This window comes from Pseudomonas sp. ChxA (assembly GCF_030263855.1).
GTDB classification, from domain to species: domain Bacteria; phylum Pseudomonadota; class Gammaproteobacteria; order Pseudomonadales; family Pseudomonadaceae; genus Aquipseudomonas; species Aquipseudomonas fluorescens_CB.
In genome coordinates this window covers 1-22,561 of the sequence record NZ_JARPMK010000001.1, presented here as the reverse complement: position 1 = coordinate 22,561, position 22,561 = coordinate 1, and the positions used below count along the sequence as shown (strand labels likewise).

The window sequence follows — 22,561 nt, the reverse complement described above, 5'->3', positions numbered from 1 at the left end:
CCGCCATCGCGGGCAAGCCCGGCTCCCACATTTGTTTGTGGTGTTCAGACGGGCGCCGAACCTATCCCCACCGTCGTCCTCACCCGACCTTCCAGCCTGCGCTTCAGCCCCCGCGCCTCGATCACCAGCGTCGAGCCCTTGGCCGCATTCGCCCGGCCCCATTCTTCCAGTAACTCCAGACACGAATGGTCGATGTAGCTCAAGTTACTCAGCGGCACATGCAAGGTGGTCCCCGCAGGCACCGTCGACAACACCTGAGTCAGCGCCGGCACCTTCAGAAAGGTCGCCGCACCGGTCAATCGCAACTCCATCTCACCCTTTTGGGGCAAATCGATCAGGCTGACTTTCAATCGCGAAGCTTTAAACGCGAGCTTCAGCAACGTGAGCCCAAAGCCCACCAATACGCCGGTCAGCAGGTCGGTGAAGATGATTGCGAGCGCCGTAGCGGCGTAGGTAAACATCGGCATCCGCCCATAACGGCCCAGCGCGCGGAACGCTTTGACGTCCACCAGCTTGATCCCGGTGTACACCAGCACGCCCGCCAAACTCGCCACCGGAATGCTTTGCAGCACGCTCGACAGCAGCAACACAAAGCCCAGCAGCCACACACCGTGGAACATCGCCGACAGCCGCGTGGTAGCACCGGCCTGCACGTTGGCCGAGCTGCGCACGATCACGCCGGTCATCGGCAAGGCGCCAACCAAACCACAGAGCATGTTGCCGACACCTTGGGCAGACAGTTCCTTGTCGAAATCAGAGCGCTGGCCGCTGTGCATCCGATCGACCGCTGCCGCAGACAGCAGGGTTTCGGCGCTGGCAATAAACGCGACGGCGAAGGCGGCGATCAGCAGTTGCGGATCGGCCAGGTTCAGCAGATCGCTGGGGCGCAGCCAGTCGATGGCGTCGGCGAGGTTTTCCGGCACCTCCACGCGCTTGACCTGCAACGCCAGCACCAGGCTGGTCACTGTCGCCAGGCCCACACCCAACAAAGCACCCGGTACGAAGCGCAATTTTTGCGGACGGAATTTATCCCAGCAATACATCACCAGCATGGTCGACAGGCCCAGCAAGCCAGCCTGCCAACCCAGGCCACCGCCCAGCGTCGGAATCGCCTCGGCCACGGCCGCCGGGAAGCCTGCCAGGTTATCCAGCCCTGACGGTTTGGGCGCGCCGTCAAGCATCACATGCACCTGCGACAACACAATCAATACGCCAATACCCGCCAGCATGCCGTACACCACCGCCGGCGCCGTGACCCGGAACCAGCAGCCCAGGCGCAAGCGCCCGGCCACCAGTTGCAGGAAACCCGCCAGCAACAGAATCGGCCCGAGCATCATCATCCCGTGCTGGCGCACCAACTCGAACACCAACACCGCCAGCCCCGCCGCCGGACCACTGACCTGCAGCGGCGACCCCGCCAGCCAACCCACCACCAGGCCACCGATAATCCCGGTGATCAAGCCCTTGGCCGGCGGCATGCCGGACGCAATTGCGATGCCCATGCACAAGGGCAGGGCGACTAGAAACACAACCACCGAGGCCAGCAGCTCCCGTGGCAATACAGCTTTCAATTGAGCAGCACGCATGATGGCTCTCCCGAGGGATTCGCCGGGCGCGGCAAAGCCTGGCTGCATCCATGGCAGCCACCGCTTGACCCGGCAGGGAAGTGTTTTAGAAGCGCGCTCTAGGCGTCGCGCAAGGAATCGGCTCGGTGCCGTTCAGCGGTCTGAATGCCGCCTGGTCCGCATCGTAAGCGCGGATTTCGCTGGTCTCGATGTTGTAGATCCAACCATGGATAAACAAATGACCATTGGCCATGCGCGAGGCCACGGAAGGGTGGGTACGCAGATGCTGCAACTGGGCGATGACGTTTTCTTCGGTCAGCACCTTCATGCTCTCGCCTTCATTGGCGCAATCGCAGTTGTCTTCGACCATGGACTTGGCGACTTCGGCGTGACGCAACCACGCGCGTACCGTCGGCATTTTTTCCAGGCTGTCGGGGTTGAGTACTGCGCGCATGGCGCCGCAATCGGAGTGCCCGCACACGATGATGTGCTGTACACCCAGGGCGAGTACCGCGTACTCGATGGCGGTGGAAACCCCGCCATTCATCTGGCCGTAGGGCGGCACCACGTTGCCGACATTACGCGTCACGAACAAATCGCCGGGGGAGCTTTGGGTGATCAACTCGGGGACGATCCGTGAGTCGGCGCATGTAATAAACATCGCCCGAGGGCTCTGGGCCGTGGCGAGTTTCTTGAACAGTTCTTCCTGCTGTGGGAAGACGTCGTGATGGAAATGCAAAAAGCCGTCAACGATGTGCTTTAACGCTGCATCGGCAGACTCCGCCACCTGAGGGGCTGAAGCCGACGCAGCCAACGGCTGTTTATCCTTGTCACTCATGATTCATCCTCTTGATTAATGCAGGGGGAGTGTTCAGGTCAGTTCGACGCCTGACTATTGGAATAGTTGAAAAACTAAACAAAGCAAGGCATCGACTCGTTGGTCACTCGCTGAACAAGGTAACCGTCGAAACTTAACTCAAACTGAATGAACCGCTCTAGAACGCGGGTTTCAGTGATGTCAAAACGCGACTATTCCTACAAGGGCGTGCGTTCGTCCTTACCAGTTTACAACAATGCCATCTGCCTTCCCGGTGGGCAAAACGCGGTGCAATCCAGATTAAACCCTTCCCGCCGATTCAGCCCCAACCGCTTGATCGCCTTGCTGAAGCGCTGCGCGAGTAAATCGGCAAACGGCCCCTCGCCACGCATGCGCACACCGAAGCGGCTGTCGTACACCTCACCACCGCGCACCTGGCGCACCAGGCTCATCACATGAGCGGCGCGCTGCGGGTAATGCGCCGCCAGCCACTCCTCGAACAATGGCGCCACCTCCAGCGGCAAGCGCAGCATCATGTAGGCGGCACTCTGCGCACCGGCGGCGTGAGCTTCGGTCAGCAGGCTTTCGAGTTCACTGTCGTTGATCATCGGGATCATCGGCGAGCACAGCACGCCCACCGGGATACCCGCCTCGCGCATCACCCGAATCGCCCGCAACCGCGCCTTGGGCGCCGCCGTGCGCGGCTCCAGGATGCGTTTGAGCTCGTCGTCCAGGCTGGTAAGGCTGATCATCACCGCCACCAGCCGCTGACGCGCCAATTCGGTGAGCAGGTCGAGGTCACGCAAGATCAGCGAGCCCTTGGTGATGATGGTCACCGGGTGCCGATAGCGCAGCAGCACTTCGAGGGTTTGCCGGGTGATTTTATAGTCGCGTTCGATAGGTTGGTACGGGTCGGTGTTGGAACCCAGGTTGATCGGTGCGCACACATAACCTGGCTTGGACAGCTGTTGCTCGAGAACCTCGGCGGCGTTGGTCTTGGCAATCAGTCTGGTTTCGAAATCCAGCCCTGGCGACATGTCCCAATAGGCATGGCTGGGCCGCGCATAACAGTAGATGCAGCCATGCCTTATCCATTAAGTCAACCCCTAGACACCGATGTGTGAGGGTATCACCAGGGAGAGGTAGAAATACCGGGTCTAACAGAAATGAATCGCATCCGCGGCGTGACCTAGGGCCAACGGGCTCATCGGCATTGGCTGCCCAGCTAACAGCAGATGTCGGCTCCTTAACAAGCCTCGACCAGAGCCGAACCTGCCACTACGTCATAGGTTTATGGCTGCAGGTAGTGAATCGTCCCAGCTTTTGAGACACACGATGCCACTTTTGGCTGGGAGTTCCAGGTAGTAGCAGGCCGGAATCGGCCAGATGCGGTCATTGCCCGGTGTCGATAGAATCCTTGGCTACATGACTCTGCTCTGACTTGGGCATCTGTATGCACTTCGATGAATTACTGGCACGGTCGGCCATGCTTGAGGACAGGCTTGTCGGCTTTTTCGCCCTGCCCTTGGTCAATGCCTCCAGTCGCCTGCAGGCAACCCAAGCTCTAGCTAGTCTAGGATTTGAGCACGCCCGGGGCCTGAAGCATCTGGTGGCAGCAGGGCTGTACACCTCTGCTGCAGCATTGCTGCGAGTACAGTACGAATCACTAGTTCGCGCACTGTGGGTGCTTTATGTAGCCAAGGATGGTCAGGCGGATTTAATGCTTGCTGAGCTCACACATGAGACGGCAAAGCAGGCAAGCAAAATCCCTATGCTCAGCCAAATGTTGGAAGAGATTGAGGTGAAAGCTCCGCACGCTCCGGTAGCACACCTAAAGGAGTTTAAGCATTACTCTTGGAGACCTTTGAGTTCCTACGTGCATGGAGGCATCCATGCAGTTAATCGTCACGGAAGGGGGTTTCCGCCAGAGCTGGTTTTAGCAGAGATCCAGCACTCGAATGGTCTGCTCGGAATCGCAGGCAATCTGCTTTTGATCCTTAGTGGTGTACCGCCGGAGACAGGGATGATGGCAGGCATCTACAAGGAGTTCCAAGACTGCTTCCCTGCTAATAACCCACCACACAAGCGTACGGCCGAACCGGCTCATTGACCGTTTGGAGTGGTCAGTTTTCGGCCAAGAGCAGACATTTCTGCGATGTTGAAGAGGCTCGCGCCCTGTTCAGTCTTAGGCCGTCAAGCCCCATGACATTTTTTATATTTCAGGCCAGAGCCACAGGGGCATCGATCATTTCTTCCTACCGCACCGAACATCTGCCCGATAGTAGGTTTCAACGCCTCATAGGCGAGTTGGGCAATGTAATTTGATTGATTTTCAACTTCCTGACGTTGCTCGCCAGTCAACCCGTCAAAATAAGGACCCAAACGTGTCATTTCAGCATCTGCGTCATCGTGCCGCCCGCATAGTGCCAGTATCACCGCATATTGGCTTCGTACCTGAACCAGCCTGTTCACCAGTCCAGCCGTATTTACAATCGGCAAAACGTGCTGCTCCATGACTTCTCTGGCGCCTTCATAGTCTTTCCTGGCGACAAATTCATCCGCCAAATCCTGGCCGACCCGCACCATAGACTCTGGCGCACCGGCCATGTTGTAGAACTTCATCGAATGAATACGGATGAATGGCGTTGGTTTTCCACGCGCTTGAAGGATTATTGCGTACAACTCTAGTGCGTCGGCGAGATGTTTGAGATGTTCATGAACATTTTCTGGGCGTTTTATAATTTTCCATAGCACATCCGCATTTTTACCCATCACATCTGCCGGACGAATACCGAACAGGTCGTAATATCCATCAGTGACCTTCCAGCACAGCGCTTCTGCCTCCTTATATCTCTTTAACTTCCATAGAGCTATGGCATGGTTATAGTCAAATATGCGTTCATGCTCAGCATCGGGCAACTTCGTGATGGCCTGCTCTACAAGCCGCTTAACCTCGTATGCGTTACCATTTTCTGCTGAGAATAATATCCGTTTCATTGCATATGCAATTTGTTCACGAAAATCAAACTTATACTCAATAAGAAGAGCTTCCATGGCCTCAAGTCGCTGGACGATTTTATCAGGACGGCCTTCTCGAAGCTCAGAGAAAACTAGTCCATCCAACGCCCAGAATTTATGAACAGGTTCCAGTGTATCTGAATTCGTTGCTCGCTCTAGACTTGCCAGTATGTCGACGTTAATACCCATCTCATAAAATAGCTCCTCGCCTGAAAGTGCGATGAGTGTCATGACATCGTTGAGTTTGATATAAACCTGGGTCAACAACGCGAATCTTGATGTGTCGCGAGTTTTGTGAAGGCTCACGACCAGCAGCTCTTTCAATGCCATAAGTGCGTTATTTGCCACCGCCGGATCCATAAGCTCCAAGTGCTGCAGCCCCAGTGCTCTGACGGCGTCATGTACCTTCAGCATCTGGTTCCCAAAATCTCAACGGTGCCGGTGGCCCGCATTTTCTTAAGAATTGAGGCAGCGCCACCTGTGGATACATTTAGTGACTTGACCAGAAGCTCACAAACTTCTTCGCGACTCAACCCCACATCAGTCAGGCTGAACAATGCCAGCGAATCCTGAGTTAACTTATCAAACCCCTGATAAATACGGGTAAGGATGACTTCCTGCGCAGTCTCGACACTGTTTTCCTGCTGCTGAAGTTCAGCGCACAGCACATCGACATTGCCTCCGTATTCTGTGACCGCTATTTTTGCAGCGCTCTGAACATACAGCGGCAGTCCACCGGTATAAGTCCGCAGTTGCTCGTAGCCTTGAGCGGTGGCATAGCCACCGAGATCGTCTACTGCTGCGGCCACCGTATCAATATCCCACCCCAAAAGTGCCTCACGCTGCAGTCCAGTAACAGCTTCCAGCTCGCGGACGTTGTCATGGGGCTGGCACAGCAGGACGAAACGAATGCATTTGGTTGCATTCAGTGTATCGCGCAGATTTTCTACAGGAACACGATGCGCATTATCTAAAATCAGCAGCAGGGTGGCTCCTTGCTGATCCAGAAATGTGTCGAATGTTCTGAGTGCCTCGTAACCACTGGCGCCCGGCAGCAGGATTTTTCGCAGACCATCCCGATCCGGTGTTGCAAATTTCGCTGCCAACTCACGAACCAGTGTGCTCGCCAGAGCAGGGCCCGGAAGGTCGCCGGTGTCATAGTAGGCACACAGCTGAGAGCAGTGTAGAGCTGCCTGCGCTGCCCACGCTGTCTTGCCTGCACCGGATAATCCGCAAATGATACGTACACGCTCGTCGGATGCGAGAGATGGCTCCAGTTTTTGTGGCCTGTAAAACGCTGGAGGTGCGGGGAAATCCTGTAGTTGAACGATGAGTTGCTCAAATAGCGCAGGTAGGTCTTTGGCGTGAAACGCATGCTGTTTGTTCGGGGCACTACCCGTGGCTGCAAGCTGCGCCAGTCCGGCTAGCTTCCATATCAGGGAATCCGGGGACAACAATGAAAAATTCAGCTTCTCCGCTTGGGCGATACACCATGCCGCTGCATCAGTTAGCGACTCCCAGGCGGGCGGAAGTGCCGGGTGGCGTTCAGAAGTAGATTGGGGCCAAACGAAAAGAACATCAGGGGGGAGTTTTTTATCGTTGATAGTCTGCTGGAACTGAACGCTCGGTGCTTGGTTCGCGACGATAACAAAGGCAGCCTCGCCTTTGCGCATCCCCTCAGCATGCTCATTTCGCAGGTTTTCAAAACGCTCTAGGGCGCTTGAAATATCGCTGGGAATGATTGGTTTTGAACGGGTCTTAACCTGCACATAGATTCGTCCCTGATCGGTAACAAGCTCAATATCCTCATCAAGCTCAACCATCACCACATCGACGGCGGCCGCCTGCGCTAATAGCAAGCAACCAACGGTATACAGGTGCTGATATAAGAATCCTCTGTGTACCGCTTCGATGCGTATCAGTTGAGTAACATCTAGCACATCTGGAGTGCTTTTTTCATCGCCTCCCTGCATTTTTTTGATCTCTCGTAATTGCTAAATAGAATAAATTCGAATTAACACTACAACTCATGGAGTCGCCAGCGTACCCGAGCCCCTAGCTTCCGACCAGTCACGGTCTGCCCAGCCACGGCTCAATGATCGCGGTAATTCGCGGGTACTGACTGTCCGAGTTGCAGCTCGCAGATGTCTGCTCCTGGCCGACAGCGGCTATCACCAGAGTCCACTATCGGCCATTTTGCGCACGCAGCGCTCTTACTTACATGCCATCAGTTCGCTTTTTATCCTTCAAGTAATCTGCGTACATGTCAGCAAGCTCAGCCTCTCGGTCGCGATCCTGATCTGTCTCAATCTTGGTTACTGCTACCCAGCCCTCTTCGAATAGCCACTCACCAGGGCGCCGCACCAACGTAACTTCAACGTCCAGATAAAATTCACAACCAGCGTATGGACGATCTTGATCCTGCTCACCCGAGTAAGTAAACGAAACCTCCAGTACCAGTAGGCCTTTGGTTTCATCATACGACGAAGATGTCACCTCAAAATCTTCACACGAATAGTCGTAGGCATTGGTGTCTGCCGCTTCGCCCGATAGCAGGTTATCAATCTCCTCGCAAAATCGCTCGTACACTGGGCTCCCGTAAATAGCATCGGCAGGATCCGACGAACCTAGGGATGGTCTGAAGTAGTTGTGTATTTCTGGCTGACTTCAGCCCCTGCCGATTTTAAAAGCGGCAAATCGATCAAAAACGCTCAGATCACCCGCTTATTTCTGTGTTTTTAGCCGCCGCGAGCACCTCGCGGCAGCCATTTTCCACATTACAGGCGCACCTCTCCTGCATTCGCCAGTAAATGTCGGCGCGCCATCCACAGGTTCGACAGCGCGAACAGCGTCATCAGTTGCGCCGTGTTCTTCGCCAGACCACGGAAGCGCACCTTCACATAACCGAACTGGCGCTTGATCACCCGGAACGGATGCTCGACCTTGGCTCGTACCTGAGCCTTGGCCTTCTCAATCTTGCGCTTGGCTTTGTACAAAGCACTGCGCTTATCAAGCTTCTTGTAAGTACTACGGCGGGCGGCGATCTGCCAGATGACCCCCCGGCCTTCATGTTCAGGGCGTTTCTCGACGCCGGTGTAACCCGCGTCGGCACCGACCATGTTCTCATCGCCGTGCAGCAGCTTATCGACCTGGGTGACATCGGCCACGTTGGCCGCCGTGCCCACCACGCTGTGCACCAAGCCCGACTCATCATCGACACCGATGTGCGCCTTCATGCCGAAGTGGCGAGTCGGCCGCGGGAACTGCCCCCGCAGCCGCTCGCAGAACCGTACGTGACACTCTCGCGTCATACGGCTCCCGTTATCCAACCTTGCTGCCCGGTCACTCGCCAGTGATGAAACAGCCGGGGTACCACAGTCCGCATCTTGTCCAGCCATTGGCTAATGCGCCGCTTGCGCCTATGAAGAGCCTTGTATTTTCGTCGGGCCCAGCGTTCAAGCGCGCGGTCAATGTGCTGGAAGATGCCAAGCATGGCTGTCCGATAGAACGAGCCATAGTATTGCGACCACCCCTGTATCACTGGATTGTAGAGCCGAGCCACGTCGACCAGCGTCACGTGGGTTTGGCGATTGAGTCGCCACCTGCGTACCGCTTGCCGCATCCGCTTTAAGGCATCCGCACTCGCTCCCGGAAGGAAGCTCGTGAAGAGCTGGTCTTGTTTGCTGAGCGCCTTCCTCGGCCTAAAGGTGAAGCCGAGGAAGGTAAAGCTCACATGCGGATAACCTGCGCGACGGTTACTGTCCTTGCAGTACACGACCTTCGATTTCTCGGGGTGCATCGTCAAGCCACAGGCAGCCAGCCGTGAAGCAATGGAGCGCATCACGTACTCCGCTTGCTTTCGACTGCGGCAGTGCACCACCGCATCATCGGCGTAGCGGGCAAACGGGCAGTTGGGGCTGGTACGTTGCATCCAGGTGTCGAAGGCATAGTGCATGAACAGATTCATCAGGAGGGGACTGATCACTCCACCTTGCGGGGTGCCGCGTTCGCGTCGGACGCGCATACCGTGATCCGTTTCGAACGGCGCAACCAGCCACCGCTCGATGTACAGAAGTATCCAGTCCTCCTTGATGTGCAGGCGCACCGCCTTCATCAGCAACCCATGATTGATCTGATCGAAGGCTGCCTTGATATCAAACTCCACCACCCAGTCGTATCGCCAGCAGCGCTCACGCGTGATCGCCACCGCCTGCTTCGCTGATCGTCCCGGCCGGTACCCATAGGAGTCCGAGTGGAAGATCGAGTCCAGCTCCGGCTCGATGAGAAGCTTGACCACGGTTTGCGCGACACGATCACCAACCGTGGGCACTCCCAGCTTGCGCGTGCCTCCCGATGCCTTGGGAATTTCTACTTGCTTGACCGGAGGCGGGAAGTACGACCCCGACGACATCCGATTCCACAGCTTGTAGAGATTCTTAGACAGATCCCGCTCGAAATCGGCGATGGTTTCATCGTCGATGCCGGCAGCACCGCGGTTGGCCCTGACCTGCTGGTAGGCGTCCCATACCGTGCGTTTCGCTATGTCATAAGGTTTCGCCGAGCTCACGCCACTCATCCCCGGAGGTTGGCAACGCTCGTCGGCCGGATAACGCCGCCCCTTCGCTCCACCTCCATTACAGAGGCTTCATCGCTACTACGGGAGGCTCCGCCCCTCGTTCCAGCATCGGTATTCTTCCTCATGGTGTTGGCCATTTGTCATTTTCCTTCGCATCTGGAACAAGGTTCTCACGTTCCGTACCAAAGCCTGTATGAAGATCATGCCGCCTATACACCGGCTGCCATCGGGTCCGTAAGCAGGTAACGCCCCGACTTGTCCTGAAGCCAGTACTCCACCTCAGTTTCGGCAGCACCTTGGGCATAACGATGCGTCATCGGACGGTTTGCTTTCGCTCATCTTCTCCATACTCACCTGCCATCCTCAGGGATGACTTTTCCTCGGTCGCTCACCACCACACCTTTTGGATGCCGCAGCACCGGGTGGTTTGAAGTCCGCTCCTGCAAGCCGACTTCGGAAGGCCTACTTCCATCTTCGGCACAGCAGCACAGGTCATCTGACCTGTGTTCGTGACACACAGTACTGGTTACCCTTCTTGGTCTGATGCATTTCCGGGTCGCGCTTACCGTCCTTGTTCTTGGTCGAACTCGGCGCATTGATCAGCGTGGCATCGACGATCGTGCCTTGGCGCAGCGACAGCCCTCGGTCGCCCAGATAGCCATTGATGACAGCCAAGATGCCGGCGGCTAGTTCGTGCTTCTCCAGCAAACGACGGAAGTTGAGGATGGTGGTTTCATCGGGGATACGCTCCAAGCTCAGCCCCGCGAACTGGCGCAGGATGGTGGTCTCGTACAGCGCCTCTTCCATCGCTGGATCGCTGTAACCGAACCAGTTTTGCATCAGGTGCACGCGCAGCATCGCCATCAGCGGATAGGCCGGACGACCGCCTTCACCCTTGGGATAATGCGGCTCGATCAAGGCAATCAAACCCTTCCACGGCACCACCCGATCCATCTCGATCAGGAACAACTCTTTGCGGGTTTGTTTGCGCTTACCGGCGTACTCGGCGTCGGCGAAGGTCATCTGCTTCATCGGGAAACTCGGTGGGTGGAATCCGGGTATTTTGCCAAAATCTGGAAGTCTTCTTCAGAGTTTCCCTAGCATTAAGCTGGGCGCGACAACAGACGTCTAGTTGGGCGGCACCTGAAGGTTTCGACCAGCCACATAACGGCCTAGGTCAATCGACGGGCAAGAATAGAATGTCTCCTATAGTCCGCTAGTGTGCGCTCTCTTGCTTGGATGGCATTACGTTCTGGCCCAACGTTACTGTAGCGAATCCGCAGCAGTATCAATCAAAGCCTCCTGTATCCCGCGTGAAGAAAGACGCTACGTTGCGCCCGTTCTTCCACGGCTTCGCTTGCCGCCCCGCTACGGCAGATTCGAAGTATTCATCGAAATGTCATCCTTTAGAAGCAGTGCGGTAACAAGGAATTTCTACCCTTTGCATCGCGAACCGCAATTGTGCGGCCAGCAATATTGCGAAAGGTGATCAAATGACGCCCCATCCGATACAGGACGCCGTGCTGCGGGTCGACCGGTTGAGCGTCGTCTATCCAGGCGGCGTGACAGCCCTACGCGATACCTCGATTGCATTTCGGCGTGGTGAGTTCACCGTGCTGCTTGGTCTCTCGGGCGCAGGCAAGTCGACCTTGCTCCGTAGTCTCAATCGACTCGTCACGCCCACTGGCGGCAGTGTCACCAGCGAACTCGGTGAACTCGGCAGCGGCTCGGCCTTGCGTCAGCATCGTCGGCGTACCGCCATGATCTTTCAGCACCACCAGCTAATCGAACGTCAAAGCGCACTGGCTAATGTGCTTACCGGTCGGCTGGCCTTTCACAACACGCTCCGCTCGCTGTTTCCTCTGCCGCGTGCCGATCAGGAGATTGCGCTCAGTTGCCTCGCTCGGGTCGGTCTGGCAGACAAGGCGCTAAGCCGGGTGGACAAACTGTCCGGTGGCCAGCAGCAGCGGGTAGGCATCGCGCGTGCGCTAGCGCAACAGCCGGCGATCATTCTGGCCGATGAGCCGGTAGCCAGTCTCGACCCGGCCACTTCGGTCCGTGTTCTCGGATTGCTGCGCGACATCTGCAAGGAAGACGGCATCACCGCCATCGTTTCGCTGCATCAACTCGAATATGCCCGCCGCTTCGCCGATCGCGTCGTCGGGCTGGCCGATTCTCAGATTGTTTTCGATGCCGCGCCCTCGGAACTCACCGATGCGCAGCTTGAGCGCATCTATGCAGGCCGCTCTACGACTCAGCCAGCGAATGCTCCGGCTGAACCACCTGTCATGCTCGAACCTTCACTGGAGATGTCCCGATGAAACGCTTATCCGCGCTCTTATTGACTTGCTTGCTGTCCGCTGTTTCAAGTTTGTCCGCCCTAGCGGCCGATGCCGATCCGGATGCGCTAAAGGTTGCCCTGCTGCCGGACGAAAACGCCTCCGAGCTGATCAAGCGTAACCAGCCGCTGAAGGATTATCTGGAAGAGCATCTGGACAAGAAGGTGCAGCTGATCGTAACCACCGACTATTCCTCGATGATTGAGGCGATGCGCTTTGGCCGTATCGACCTGGCGTATTTCGGTCCGCTGTCCTACGTCATGGCCAAAAGCAAAAGCGACATCGAGCCCTTCGCTGCCATGGTCATCGACGGCAAGCCGACCTATCGCTCGGTGATTATCGCCAATGTGGCGTCAGGCGTGAATGAGTATGCCGACCTTAAGGGCAAGAAGATGGCCTATGGTGACCGGGCATCGACGTCCAGCCATTTGATTCCCAAAACCGTGCTTCTTGAGACGGCCGATTTGACGGGTGGGCAGGACTACGAACAACATTTTGTGGGCACGCATGACGCCGTTGCCGTCAACGTGGCGAACGGCAACGCCGATGCGGGTGGGCTGTCGGAGGTAATTTTCAATCACGTAGCCGAACGTGGCCTAATCGATCCGAGCAAGGTGAAAGTACTTGGTTACAGCGGCGAATACCCCCAGTACCCCTGGGCGATGCGCTCGAACCTGAGCCCCGAGCTGAAAACCAAGGTGCGGGATGTATTCGTCGGTATCGACGATCCCGAAGTGCTGCGCAACTTCAAGGCCGAGGCCTTCGCGCCAATCACCGACGCCGACTACGATGTGATCCGCAACATGGGATCGCTGCTCGGCCTCGACTTCGCCACGATGTGAGCACCGATATGTCTACTCATTACGACGTGCAGGCGCTGCCTGCAGAGCAACGCGAGCACATCCTTCGAGGCTTCGGCCTCGGTTGGTGGCGCCAGCTGGGGCAGGTGGCGATTGTATTCGGAGTGGTGCTGTTGGCCTGCTGGTACGTGGGGCTGCTCGATGCCACCACGCTGCTGAACGGGCTGCCCTCCATCGCGACCCTGGCAGGCGAGGCCATGCCGCCAGACTTTTCGGGCTATCGAAGCTGGATTCGCCCCTTGATCGACACCTTGGCGATGAGCATCGCCGGTACGGCCATCGCAGTGGTGTTCTCGCTGGTGGTGGCCTTCGTTGCAGCGCGCAATACGGCGCCGCACCCCCTTGTGTTCGGTGTTGCCCGGGTGCTGCTCAATGCCCTGCGGTCGGTGCCGGAGCTGATCATGGGCATCATCTTCGTTGCAGCCGTAGGGTTCGGCGCCTTGCCGGGCGTGCTTGCCCTGGGTCTGCATTCGGTCGGCATGGTCGGCAAGTTCTTCGCCGAGGCCATCGAGCACGTCGACGAAGCGCCGGTGGAAGCCGCTCGGGCGGCGGGGGCTACGCCGATGCAAGTGCTGCTGCACGCGGTTTTGCCACAGGTGACGCCGCAGTTCGCCGACGTGGCGATCTACCGCTGGGAATACAACTTTCGCGCCTCCACCGTGATGGGCATGGTTGGCGCCGGCGGTATCGGCTTCGAACTCATGGGCTCGCTGCGCATCATGCAGTACCAGGAGGTTGCAGCAATCCTGCTGGTCATCCTGGCCATGGTCACGCTAGTAGACGCCTTCAGTGGCGTGCTGCGCAAACGTTTCAAATAGGACAAACCATGCTGCCGAAACTCGTTATAACTCACCGAGTACACGATGAGATCCTGCAACTGCTGGCGCCACATTGCGAGCTGATGACCAACCAGACCGACAGCACGCTGACGCGCGAGGAAATTCTGCGCCGCTGCCGCGATGCTCAGGCGATGATGGCGTTCATGCCCGATCGGGTCGATGCAGACTTTCTTCAAGCCTGCCCTGAGCTGCGTGTAGTCGGCTGCGCGCTCAAGGGCTTCGACAATTTCGATGTGGACGCCTGTACTGCCCGCGGGGTCTGGCTGACCTTCGTGCCTGATCTGTTGACGGTCCCGACTGCCGAGCTGGCGATCGGACTGGCGGTGGGGCTGGGGCGGCATCTGCGGGCAGCAGATGCGTTCGTCCGCTCTGGCGAGTTCCAGGGCTGGCAACCACAGTTCTACGGCACGGGGCTGGATAACGCTACGGTCGGCATCCTTGGCATGGGCGCCATCGGACTGGCCATGGCTGATCGCTTGCAGGGATGGGGCGCGACCCTGCAGTACCACGAGGCGAAGGCTCTGGATACACAAACCGAGCAACGGCTCGGCCTGCGCCAGGTGGCGTGCAGCGAACTCTTCGCCAGCTCGGACTTCATCCTGCTGGCGCTTCCCTTGAATGCCGATACCCAGCATCTGGTCAACGCCGAGCTGCTTGCCCTCGTACGGCCGGGCGCTCTGCTTGTAAACCCCTGTCGTGGTTCGGTAGTGGATGAAGCCGCCGTGCTCGCGGCGCTTGAGCGAGGCCAGCTCGGCGGGTATGCGGCGGATGTATTCGAAATGGAAGACTGGGCTCGCGCGGACCGGCCGCGGCTGATCGATCCTGCGCTGCTCGCGCATCCGAATACGCTGTTCACTCCGCACATAGGGTCGGCAGTGCGCGCGGTGCGCCTGGAGATTGAACGTTGTGCAGCGCAGAACATCATCCAGGTATTGGCAGGTGCGCGCCCAATCAACGCTGCGAACCGTCTGCCCAAGGCCGAGCCTGCCGCATGTTGAATCCGGTCTGGCTGAAGAGCCTGGTAGCGATCGTTCAAACAGGCAGTTTTCAGAGCGCGGCGAGGGCGTTGGGGCTGGCCCAGCCGACGGTGTCGCAGCACTTGCAGAAGCTTGAAGAGCAGGTCGGCGTAACGCTGGTGCAGCGCAGTCGTAGCGGCTGCCAGCCTACCACACGGGCGCTGGCCTTCATGCCGCATGCGACCGCCTTGCTCGACATGCACGCCCGGGCGCTAGAAGCCCTGCATGGCAATCGTGAGCGCGTCGGGGCCAGCTCCAACATCGGCACCTACCTTCTCCAGCCATTCGTGCGCAACTATCTGACGACCGCAAATGAGAGGGGCGAGGTGGATCTGCGCATCGCCGCCAACCCGGATGTGGCCGACCAGCTACTGGCGGGCCAGCTCGACGCCGCGATCATGGAATGGTGGCTACCTCACCCCGACTTCGAACACCGCCTCTGGCGGGTCGAGCCGCTGGTGCTTATCGTCAGCCCCGACCATGCGCTGGCTGAAGCAGGGTGCATAGAACGTGATCGTCTGGTGGACCTGCCGATGCTGGGAGGTGAACCGGGTAGCGGTACCGGACGGCTTCTGACCGAATACTTTGGCGAACTGGGCGTGCCTCGCAGCGGTATGCAGCTAGGCAGCACCGAGGCAGTCAAACAAGCAGTGAGGGCGGGACTCGGCGTGTCGTTGGTGATGGCTTCCGCAGTACAAGACGAAGTTCGCAGTGGCGCGCTGGTAGCTCTTCCCATCCCGGGGCTTGAAAAGCGTCTCCAACTGATCTGGCGCAAACCTCCCGGAAATCTGCACCCGCCGGGATTTGTGCGGCACTTATTGGAGGAGGCAGATCTAGCTGGATAAGGTGATGGATGGTTGCGATCCAGCGCTTGGCTTGTCAGCCTAGGGAAACTCTGAAAAAGACTTTCTGATTTGGCAAAATACCGCGACCCCACCCACCGAGTTTCCCGATGAAGCAGATGACCTTCGCCGACGCCGAGTACGCTGGCAAGCGCAAGCAAACCCGCAAGGAGTTGTTCCTGATCGAGATGGATCGGGTGGTGCCGTGGAAGGGCTTGATTGCTTTGATCGAGCCACATTATCCGAAAGGTGAAGGTGGCCGTCCGGCCTACCCGTTGATGGCGATGCTGCGTGTGCATCTGCTGCAGAACTGGTTCGGCTACAGCGATCCAGCGATGGAGGAAGCGCTGTACGAAACCACGATCCTGCGCCAGTTTGCCGGGCTGAACCTGGAGCGCATCCCCGACGAAACCACCATTCTCAACTTCCGCCGCTTGCTGGAGAAACACGAGCTGGCGGCCGGCATCCTCGCTGTCATCAATGGCTATCTGGGCGACCGCGGCCTGTCGCTGCGCCAGGGCACCATCGTCGATGCAACGCTGATCAATGCGCCCAGTTCGACCAAGAACAAGGACGGCAAGCGCGACCCGGAAATGCACCAGACCAAGAAGGGAAACCAGTATTATTTTGGCATGAAGGCCCACATCGGCGCCGATGACGAATCGGGTCTGGTGCACAGCGTAGTGGGCACGGCGGCCAATGTGGCGGATGTCACCCAGGTGGACAAATTGCTGCATGGCGACGAAAACGTGGTCTGCGCCGATGCAGGCTACACCGGTGTCGAAAAGCGGCCCGAGCATGAAGGACGTGAAGTTATCTGGCAGGTGGCGGCACGCCGCAGCACCTACAAAAAACTCGATAAGCGCAGCGTGCTGTACAAAGCCAAGCGCAAGATTGAAAAGGCCAAGGCTCAGGTGCGCGCCAAGGTCGAGCATCCGTTCCGGGTAATCAAGCGCCAGTTCGGTTACACCAAGGTGCGCTTTCGCGGCTTGGCCAAAAACACGGCGCAACTGGTGACACTGTTCGCTCTGTCGAACCTGTGGATGGCGCGCCGACATTTACTGACGAATGCAGGAGAGGTGCGCCTGTAATGCGGGAAATGGCCACCGGAGTGGGGTCCGGGTGGCGAAAACGTAAGAAATACTCGTCGAATTGATTGTTTTTTGATCATTTGGCGAGTTTAAAAGTTGCGCTAGGTGGTATGCCGGGAAATACATGGCTACTTCAGACCATCCCTAGTGCCTGTTCTATACCACAATCTCAGAGTAATTATGTCGGTCTAAAATAGCGGACAAACCAGCATCAACGCGTGAGCGATGAAGATCAGTCAGAAGATTGTCGTGCACATATCGGTTGACTAGATGAACATAGTATTCAAGTGTAGTTCTAACATTAGTGTGGCCCAGCATTTTCCTGAGATCTTCGTCGAGCGCTGCATCGTAAACAAAACTCCTTCCAAGTCTATTCTGGGCTTTCAACGCCTCATAAACAAAATATGTCGCACAGGTGTGCCTGAGCATTCGTGCATTGAATCGTATGGCTTTAAAATCAGTAGCGCTCTCGGAGTTCTTCGCTGCAGAAACCACCTTGCTAAAGTTATAACCAAGCATTCCATGAGTAACAACATCACCACGAGCGGAAAGAAACAAGTCGCTATTCCTTGGTGGAATGCCATGCTTAGCCTCATATAGCTTCGCTCGTTGCCGCCTTAAGGGTAAATAATACTCGCAAATAACTCTCCACAGCTTCCCTGGAAAGTCTATGGAACGCCATTTTCCCTTGGACCTAAAATAATAATAGATAGCTCCATTATCTAACCCTTCTGGGTACTCACCCTCATCATAAGGAATGAATCCATAATTTTCATTTTTCCCTCGGTAGGGCAATTGAAAAAGATCAATCGGTCTAAGCCCGGTAATTCGTATGATCGCTGCGATAATTTGATAAACAGGATCATTCATCACACCGAGAGCTATTTCATAATCAGTTTGCCTTACAAATTTCTGCATTTCTCGTTGATGCATTGCTGGTCTACCACTGGGCAGATCAAATCCCAAGGTAGTAACTTTAACCCCTGGGTTGATATGGGCCAGGAGTTTCTGGTCTTTCAGCATGTATCGGATATCAGTCCTACTGATATCCAAATAGTGTTTATAGCCCTGCCTTTCGGCCCACTGATAGAAGCTCCAGACCCTTGCCGCAATGTGATACATGGTTTTGTGAGACGGACCATCAGGAAGCGCATCCGTTGGAGATGCTATGTGAACAAGGAAGGCATCAAAAACATCCTCATCCACCAACTGCCAGTTCTGCGCACCAAATACAACTTCACCCCCTTCGATTGGGCTATCGTCCAACCACTGCAAAAACCTTCTCAGGATATTCGCATAGTTTCTTGTCGTTTCATCACTCCTTGAACGTATCTTCGAGACAGCCATCGCCCACATGGTCGGTGCTTCAAGGACGTTGTGATTATCATCAAAATAAATTCCTACGCGCGCTCGCATATAGCCAGAGTGGCTGGCCAAACCGTTTCCAAAATGAAGGATACACACAATTATTTTGGCCTCGATAAGGGGTACATCAGAAGTGACTTAGAAACATCACTTAAATACTGATTAAACTGACAAAGCGAAGCAGATAAATCAACTAACCGTAGCTCAAATTCCTCGTCATGAGTTGAACCATTCTGGGAACACAATTAGTATCCGCACTGCGCGCATATAGAACACCATGTGCTCTTAATTCGGATTCTAGGTCACGAAGCAGAGCTACTACCTGTGAATTTTGATAAATTAAGCTCCGCTTAATCCCACATGCTTCAACAAGCTTTACTCTTGAAAGCCTAGTCATATCTGCTGAACCGTATTCCGCCCAGTCTCCCAAGCGACGTCGCTCTTCAACAAACGATTGGAAACGCTTCAGACCATTCACTGATTTCATGCCAAAATGATTGAGTCGAAATTTTCGCTGAATTGTATTTCTTCGAGCCGCGCAGCCGCACCTTTAATGGATAAAATATTCAATTCAAGAGCCGCACCATTGAACTGTTTTTCGGCCCTAGAGATACAGACATCAAGGCCTATACTAAATCGAACACAGTGCACAGGCACGTTAAATTCCTTCCTAATTCTAGAAATTAACAAACTCCGAATTGAAACTGTATCACTTGCTCCACTAACATATAAGGATACACCTGGAGTAGATGGCTTGTGGTTTTCAATCCAAGATGACTTGCCGCACATTGGAAGACCGAACATTATGTAGACTGTGGTAACAAGTGAAGATCGATTTTGATTAGATAACGAGTCCAGTTTCTCCAAAAAATTCAGAATGGCCTCAGATTCTGATACTGCATTAGGCACTTCCAAAATAATTTTTGAAGTAATAATTCCTGATACCGCAGGAGTTAATGATTCAGCAAGAGCCGCCTTGAGATCTGCACGCAAAATTGCGTTCTGATTCTTCTGATGAGTTAGCTCTTGAAGGACCTTAGCCTTCTCAACTTGCTTAGCTGGCTTTTCACTAGCCAACGCAAAGTAATATTGCACCCTCTCGATCAACTGATTATATGTGGTGTTAGCTCTCTCCCTTAGTAGGGATAACTGCTCCTCCAACTCTTTCAGTCGATGATGTATTTCTTGAGAGTTTTTGAGTGGTTGTTCGAAAACCACACTTGAATCCTCTACATCCCCCCCCGAATGAACTGTTCTTTTTATGACTTCCCTGACCTTCACCCAGTCAGGATCATGCTTTTGATTGATTGTTGCCCGAGCGACACCAGATAATTTAGCAACCTCCATCACGGATATTTTTTTTCGGCCGCCTCTGTGGAGCGCTGAAATAGTCCCATATACCCGGTTGAGCAGTTCTTGCTTAGCCATTCGCTACCTGCTTAAGGAAATTATGTGCCTCATCCCCTACAACCTCGTGAAGCCTCTTAAAAGCTTCAGCGATTCGTTTCTGCGAATACTCCTTCTGAGTCGCTCCACAGTACCTATGCTTAATCATATTATCGTGGAAAATTATCTCATTCTTTAATGATGGAACATTAGCCTCGACAAATGCAGCATATCTACAATTATATGGGTCACACGCAAACAAATTTGGATGAAGCCTCGACCCAGGGCTATCATTCTTAGCATCACAAGGTGACTCGCTGGTAAGTCCTGGCGTTCGCAAACAGATTGCAAGATTCGTTCTATGCAAAAGCTTCACACCTTCATCAAGCAAAGATGCGACATACTGACTTAAGCTTTCTTTCCCGCGTTTTGCAATTTAGCCCTGAGTATTGGAGAAGAATTAGCAGTCTTGGCCAACCTTTTCCCGCCAATGCCCCCAATTTGACCAGAAATGACTCCTTGCAAAACTTCGACAAGAATCTCCGTATTTTCCTCAATCAAGGTAGCTTTGACTTCATCGTTCACGCCAGGTAAAGAAAGGATGTACTTTAGCGTCATTTTTAAGCTACGGTGAGAAAAAAGGCGTTTAATAATTTCTAGATTACGCGAGTCTTGATGAATTATATAAAGGGCTAGAGACTTCCGAAAACGATGTGGGTGTACTCTATATTGAATACCTAGGTTGCCTGCCACTCGATTGCAAGATCGCTCAATCCCAGTGGTCTGCGGAATGTTTCCAAAACTGAACTTTGGTATCTTGGCAAACAGATAGTCGTGCTTACCATAAGCACGAGCATCACGTCCCATTTCTACTACGACTTCAATTGCGTCCGCAGCAATTTTCGGAATAGGTATTGTTTTAATATCGCCCTGTGAAGAAATCGAAGTTTTGAAAACAGTATAAGTAAGCCAATATCCATCAGCCTTAAATGAAAGACAATCCACCTTAAGTCCAATGACCTCTGATCGACGCATGCCAGTCAGACAAAGAAGAAGTACGATACACGCATCTATCAGAGCTACAACGACGCTAATTACAGCTGCTTGATTTAAATACTGCCCCTCATCATTCTCATGCGTTCTTTCTTTGATTACTATTCCCCACCAGGGCATACCGTTATCTAGCAACTTTGGCTTATAATCCCTAAATCTTTCAACCCCCTCAACGGACGCCGTTGAAACACCAAAATTAATCGCGGCAAGCTTTTCGGGAGTCTCAAAAGCGCCTACTATCGTTGGTGCAAAGTTTTTATACAACCATAGGACATCAGCGCTATAGTTTTCAACAAATCCCACGCAGTATTTAAATATTTCTGCATAGTCATCGAGCGGAATTGGTTCGAAAGGTCGAGAGGACTCGTCGTATTCTCTTCTATATTTGGCGACAAGATCTTTAGTTACGTATGAATCGTATAGTGAGTACTCTGGCGGAAGCATACCCATCGATGACATGCCCTGCCAGAAGGACATTAAGTAACAGAACTCCCACTTAATTCCAGAGGTGGGAAGCGACTCTATATAGTGCTCCACACTCGACTTGGCCAAATCATTCACCGTCCTATAATCTGGTGAATTATCAGAACCTAAATATAGACCCTCGGCATGAAACAACCCGACAAGTCTTAATACTTTAGTTTTATCTGTCTCTAGAGATGTATAAGCATTAACACGACCATGAATTCCGAAATGCGGTACACGGTAAAATAGCAGCGCCCTAGCAATATTCACCCAATGTTCGTGCCCTACGCCACAAACATTCACACCATACATATTATCATAATCAAAATTGATTCGTATGGGGTATCCATAGGGTGAGGGGTAATCCCCAAAATCCCAAACCGGATCGCCGAAAGAGCTTCTAGGACTTACCCTAATATAACTCCACTCGCTCTTATCTATTTTTGAAAGATTGAGTATATTTACATTATCGAAAATGAGCCCAAGTGAAGAGTCGCCACTCAGAGCCTCATCATCTTCTTCAGCAGAGATAGGCTCTGACTCTTCCTCGTAATAACCCAGTCCACTTCTTATTTCTTCTAAAACTGCTTTTAATTGGTCACGTGTTGGAGTTGTCATGAGAGCCCTATCATTGTCAATGGCAGTGCATAGCAGTGATGTTTCGATTGATCTATTGCCTCCGCAATCTCAATCGGGTCCCCCCAGCCCTCTATAACCCCCTTCCACCCTAAATACTCAGCCCGATAGCTTTTCTCCCATTCTAAGGGATTTAACCGCTCCCTCAGACCGTCAAGGTCGGAAATTCTTCTTGCAATAAAAGGTAATGCTTCTTTGAAGATCACACACTGTGAGCATAACGGACAACGATTGAAGTAGTTGCACGGCGTATCCGTCCTAAGAAAACTTTCAGCGCCTGGCCAATCTGGTCGCCTTGAGTTTAGACAACTTGCAATGAATGTCTGACCTTCCGGAGAAAGCAACTGTATTACCGCATCTTCAGAAGAATTCAGCCTACCGACTAATGGTGCAACAACTGACCTTAGTTCTTCTTTGCTACCGCAACGTAGAGTGGCTTCACGCAGCTCAACCAAAGACACATCTGTAAGAAGATTTGCTGAGTAACTTCTAAAATCTTCTTCATGTTTTCTCTGAATCTTCCTTAGACGACCATTTAATATTTCTGCCGCCCCCCAGTCACTATCATAATGATTTACTGTGGTATCGAGATTCGAATGCCCCATCATTGCCGAAACCTCGTCAATATCTAAACCCTGTTCTCTCCGTCGAGTTTCATAGGTAGTTCGAAGACGTTTCGTTTCAATTCTGGGA

General features: G+C 54.2%; 19 protein-coding genes and 2 pseudogenes. 7 read left to right on the top strand and 14 right to left on the bottom strand.

The window, feature by feature from the left end; genetic code table 11:
- Positions 1 to 44: 44 nt before the first annotated feature.
- The 3 genes and pseudogenes from P5706_RS00100 to P5706_RS00090 form a co-directional block, all read right to left on the bottom strand.
- Positions 45 to 1,586 (bottom strand): SulP family inorganic anion transporter, encoded by a 1,542-nt coding sequence (locus P5706_RS00100; RefSeq protein WP_285678265.1) that lies wholly within the window; start codon positions 1,584 to 1,586, stop codon positions 45 to 47.
- Between the two features lie 85 nt (positions 1,587 to 1,671).
- Complete coding sequence (locus P5706_RS00095) at positions 1,672 to 2,403, bottom strand: carbonic anhydrase (RefSeq protein WP_065931983.1); 732 nt, start codon at positions 2,401 to 2,403, stop codon at positions 1,672 to 1,674.
- Positions 2,404 to 2,630: 227 nt separating this feature from the next.
- Positions 2,631 to 3,467: pseudogene (locus tag P5706_RS00090) on the bottom strand (PA0069 family radical SAM protein); the annotation flags it as partial.
- A 368-nt stretch (positions 3,468 to 3,835) separates the two neighbouring features.
- Between P5706_RS00090 and P5706_RS00085 the strand changes: the two are divergent.
- Entirely contained in the window at positions 3,836 to 4,492 is a 657-nt protein-coding gene (locus P5706_RS00085; protein WP_090401280.1) for a DUF6988 family protein, read from the top strand.
- 83 nt (positions 4,493 to 4,575) lie between these two features.
- Here the strand turns inward: P5706_RS00085 and P5706_RS00080 are convergent, their stop codons facing one another.
- The 6 genes and pseudogenes from P5706_RS00080 to P5706_RS00055 form a co-directional block, all read right to left on the bottom strand.
- The gene (locus P5706_RS00080; protein WP_285678264.1) at positions 4,576 to 5,814 is read right to left on the bottom strand and encodes a YecA family protein; all 1,239 of its coding nucleotides are present in this window, start codon (positions 5,812 to 5,814) and stop codon (positions 4,576 to 4,578) included.
- Positions 5,808 to 7,373 (bottom strand): ATP-binding protein, encoded by a 1,566-nt coding sequence (locus P5706_RS00075; protein ID WP_285678262.1) that lies wholly within the window; start codon positions 7,371 to 7,373, stop codon positions 5,808 to 5,810. The genes P5706_RS00080 and P5706_RS00075 overlap by 7 nt, the downstream gene beginning before the upstream one ends.
- Positions 7,374 to 7,617: 244 nt before the next feature.
- On the bottom strand, positions 7,618 to 7,989 hold the full coding sequence (locus P5706_RS00070; RefSeq protein WP_051488632.1) for a hypothetical protein: 372 nt from the start codon (positions 7,987 to 7,989) through the stop codon (positions 7,618 to 7,620).
- A gap of 188 nt (positions 7,990 to 8,177) precedes the next feature.
- Complete coding sequence (locus tag P5706_RS00065) at positions 8,178 to 8,711, bottom strand: IS5 family transposase (RefSeq protein ID WP_502945426.1); 534 nt, start codon at positions 8,709 to 8,711, stop codon at positions 8,178 to 8,180.
- Positions 8,708 to 9,976 carry a group II intron reverse transcriptase/maturase gene (gene ltrA, locus P5706_RS00060; RefSeq protein ID WP_010466266.1) on the bottom strand — a complete coding sequence of 423 codons (1,269 nt, stop codon included), beginning with the start codon at positions 9,974 to 9,976 and terminating at the stop codon, positions 8,708 to 8,710. The genes P5706_RS00065 and ltrA overlap by 4 nt, the downstream gene beginning before the upstream one ends.
- 519 nt (positions 9,977 to 10,495) lie before the next feature.
- A pseudogene (locus P5706_RS00055) lies at positions 10,496 to 11,008 on the bottom strand (IS5-like element ISPre1 family transposase); the annotation flags it as partial.
- 461 nt (positions 11,009 to 11,469) lie between these two features.
- On the opposite strand from P5706_RS00055, the gene phnC reads away from it, so the two are divergent.
- From phnC to P5706_RS00025, 6 genes are all read left to right on the top strand, one after another.
- Positions 11,470 to 12,297 carry a phosphonate ABC transporter ATP-binding protein gene (phnC, locus tag P5706_RS00050; RefSeq protein WP_003118432.1) on the top strand — a complete coding sequence of 276 codons (828 nt, stop codon included), beginning with the start codon at positions 11,470 to 11,472 and terminating at the stop codon, positions 12,295 to 12,297.
- A complete protein-coding gene (phnD, locus tag P5706_RS00045; protein ID WP_285678261.1) occupies positions 12,294 to 13,157 on the top strand; it encodes a phosphate/phosphite/phosphonate ABC transporter substrate-binding protein in 864 nt (287 codons plus the stop codon). Before phnC ends, phnD begins: the two co-directional genes overlap by 4 nt.
- A gap of 8 nt (positions 13,158 to 13,165) precedes the next feature.
- Positions 13,166 to 13,993, top strand: coding sequence for a phosphonate ABC transporter, permease protein PhnE (gene phnE, locus P5706_RS00040; protein ID WP_010466252.1), 828 nt, complete (start codon positions 13,166 to 13,168; stop codon positions 13,991 to 13,993).
- A gap of 8 nt (positions 13,994 to 14,001) precedes the next feature.
- A complete protein-coding gene (ptxD, locus tag P5706_RS00035) occupies positions 14,002 to 15,012 on the top strand; it encodes a phosphonate dehydrogenase PtxD (protein WP_003118429.1) in 1,011 nt (336 codons plus the stop codon).
- Positions 15,006 to 15,875, top strand: a complete 870-nt coding sequence (locus P5706_RS00030; protein ID WP_010466239.1) for a LysR family transcriptional regulator — start codon at positions 15,006 to 15,008, stop codon at positions 15,873 to 15,875. The genes ptxD and P5706_RS00030 overlap by 7 nt, the downstream gene beginning before the upstream one ends.
- Before the next feature lie 107 nt (positions 15,876 to 15,982).
- Positions 15,983 to 16,963 (top strand): IS5-like element IS1384 family transposase, encoded by a 981-nt coding sequence (locus P5706_RS00025; RefSeq protein ID WP_010466230.1) that lies wholly within the window; start codon positions 15,983 to 15,985, stop codon positions 16,961 to 16,963.
- Positions 16,964 to 17,119: 156 nt separating this feature from the next.
- Here P5706_RS00025 and P5706_RS00020 read toward each other — a convergent pair whose 3' ends face one another.
- From P5706_RS00020 to P5706_RS00005, 5 genes are all read right to left on the bottom strand, one after another.
- A complete protein-coding gene (locus P5706_RS00020) occupies positions 17,120 to 18,400 on the bottom strand; it encodes a tyrosine-type recombinase/integrase (protein WP_285678260.1) in 1,281 nt (426 codons plus the stop codon).
- Positions 18,401 to 18,521: 121 nt separating this feature from the next.
- Positions 18,522 to 18,815 carry a VPA1267 family protein gene (locus tag P5706_RS37085; protein ID WP_502945425.1) on the bottom strand — a complete coding sequence of 98 codons (294 nt, stop codon included), beginning with the start codon at positions 18,813 to 18,815 and terminating at the stop codon, positions 18,522 to 18,524.
- Entirely contained in the window at positions 18,812 to 19,756 is a 945-nt protein-coding gene (locus P5706_RS00015) for a hypothetical protein (protein ID WP_058410472.1), read from the bottom strand. Before P5706_RS00015 ends, P5706_RS37085 begins: the two co-directional genes overlap by 4 nt.
- A 366-nt stretch (positions 19,757 to 20,122) precedes the next feature.
- Entirely contained in the window at positions 20,123 to 21,850 is a 1,728-nt protein-coding gene (locus tag P5706_RS00010) for a tyrosine-type recombinase/integrase (protein ID WP_285678259.1), read from the bottom strand.
- Positions 21,847 to 22,561 (bottom strand): site-specific integrase (locus tag P5706_RS00005; RefSeq protein ID WP_285678258.1); only part of this gene is annotated, 715 nt, incomplete at its 5' end. The genes P5706_RS00005 and P5706_RS00010, both read right to left, overlap by 4 nt.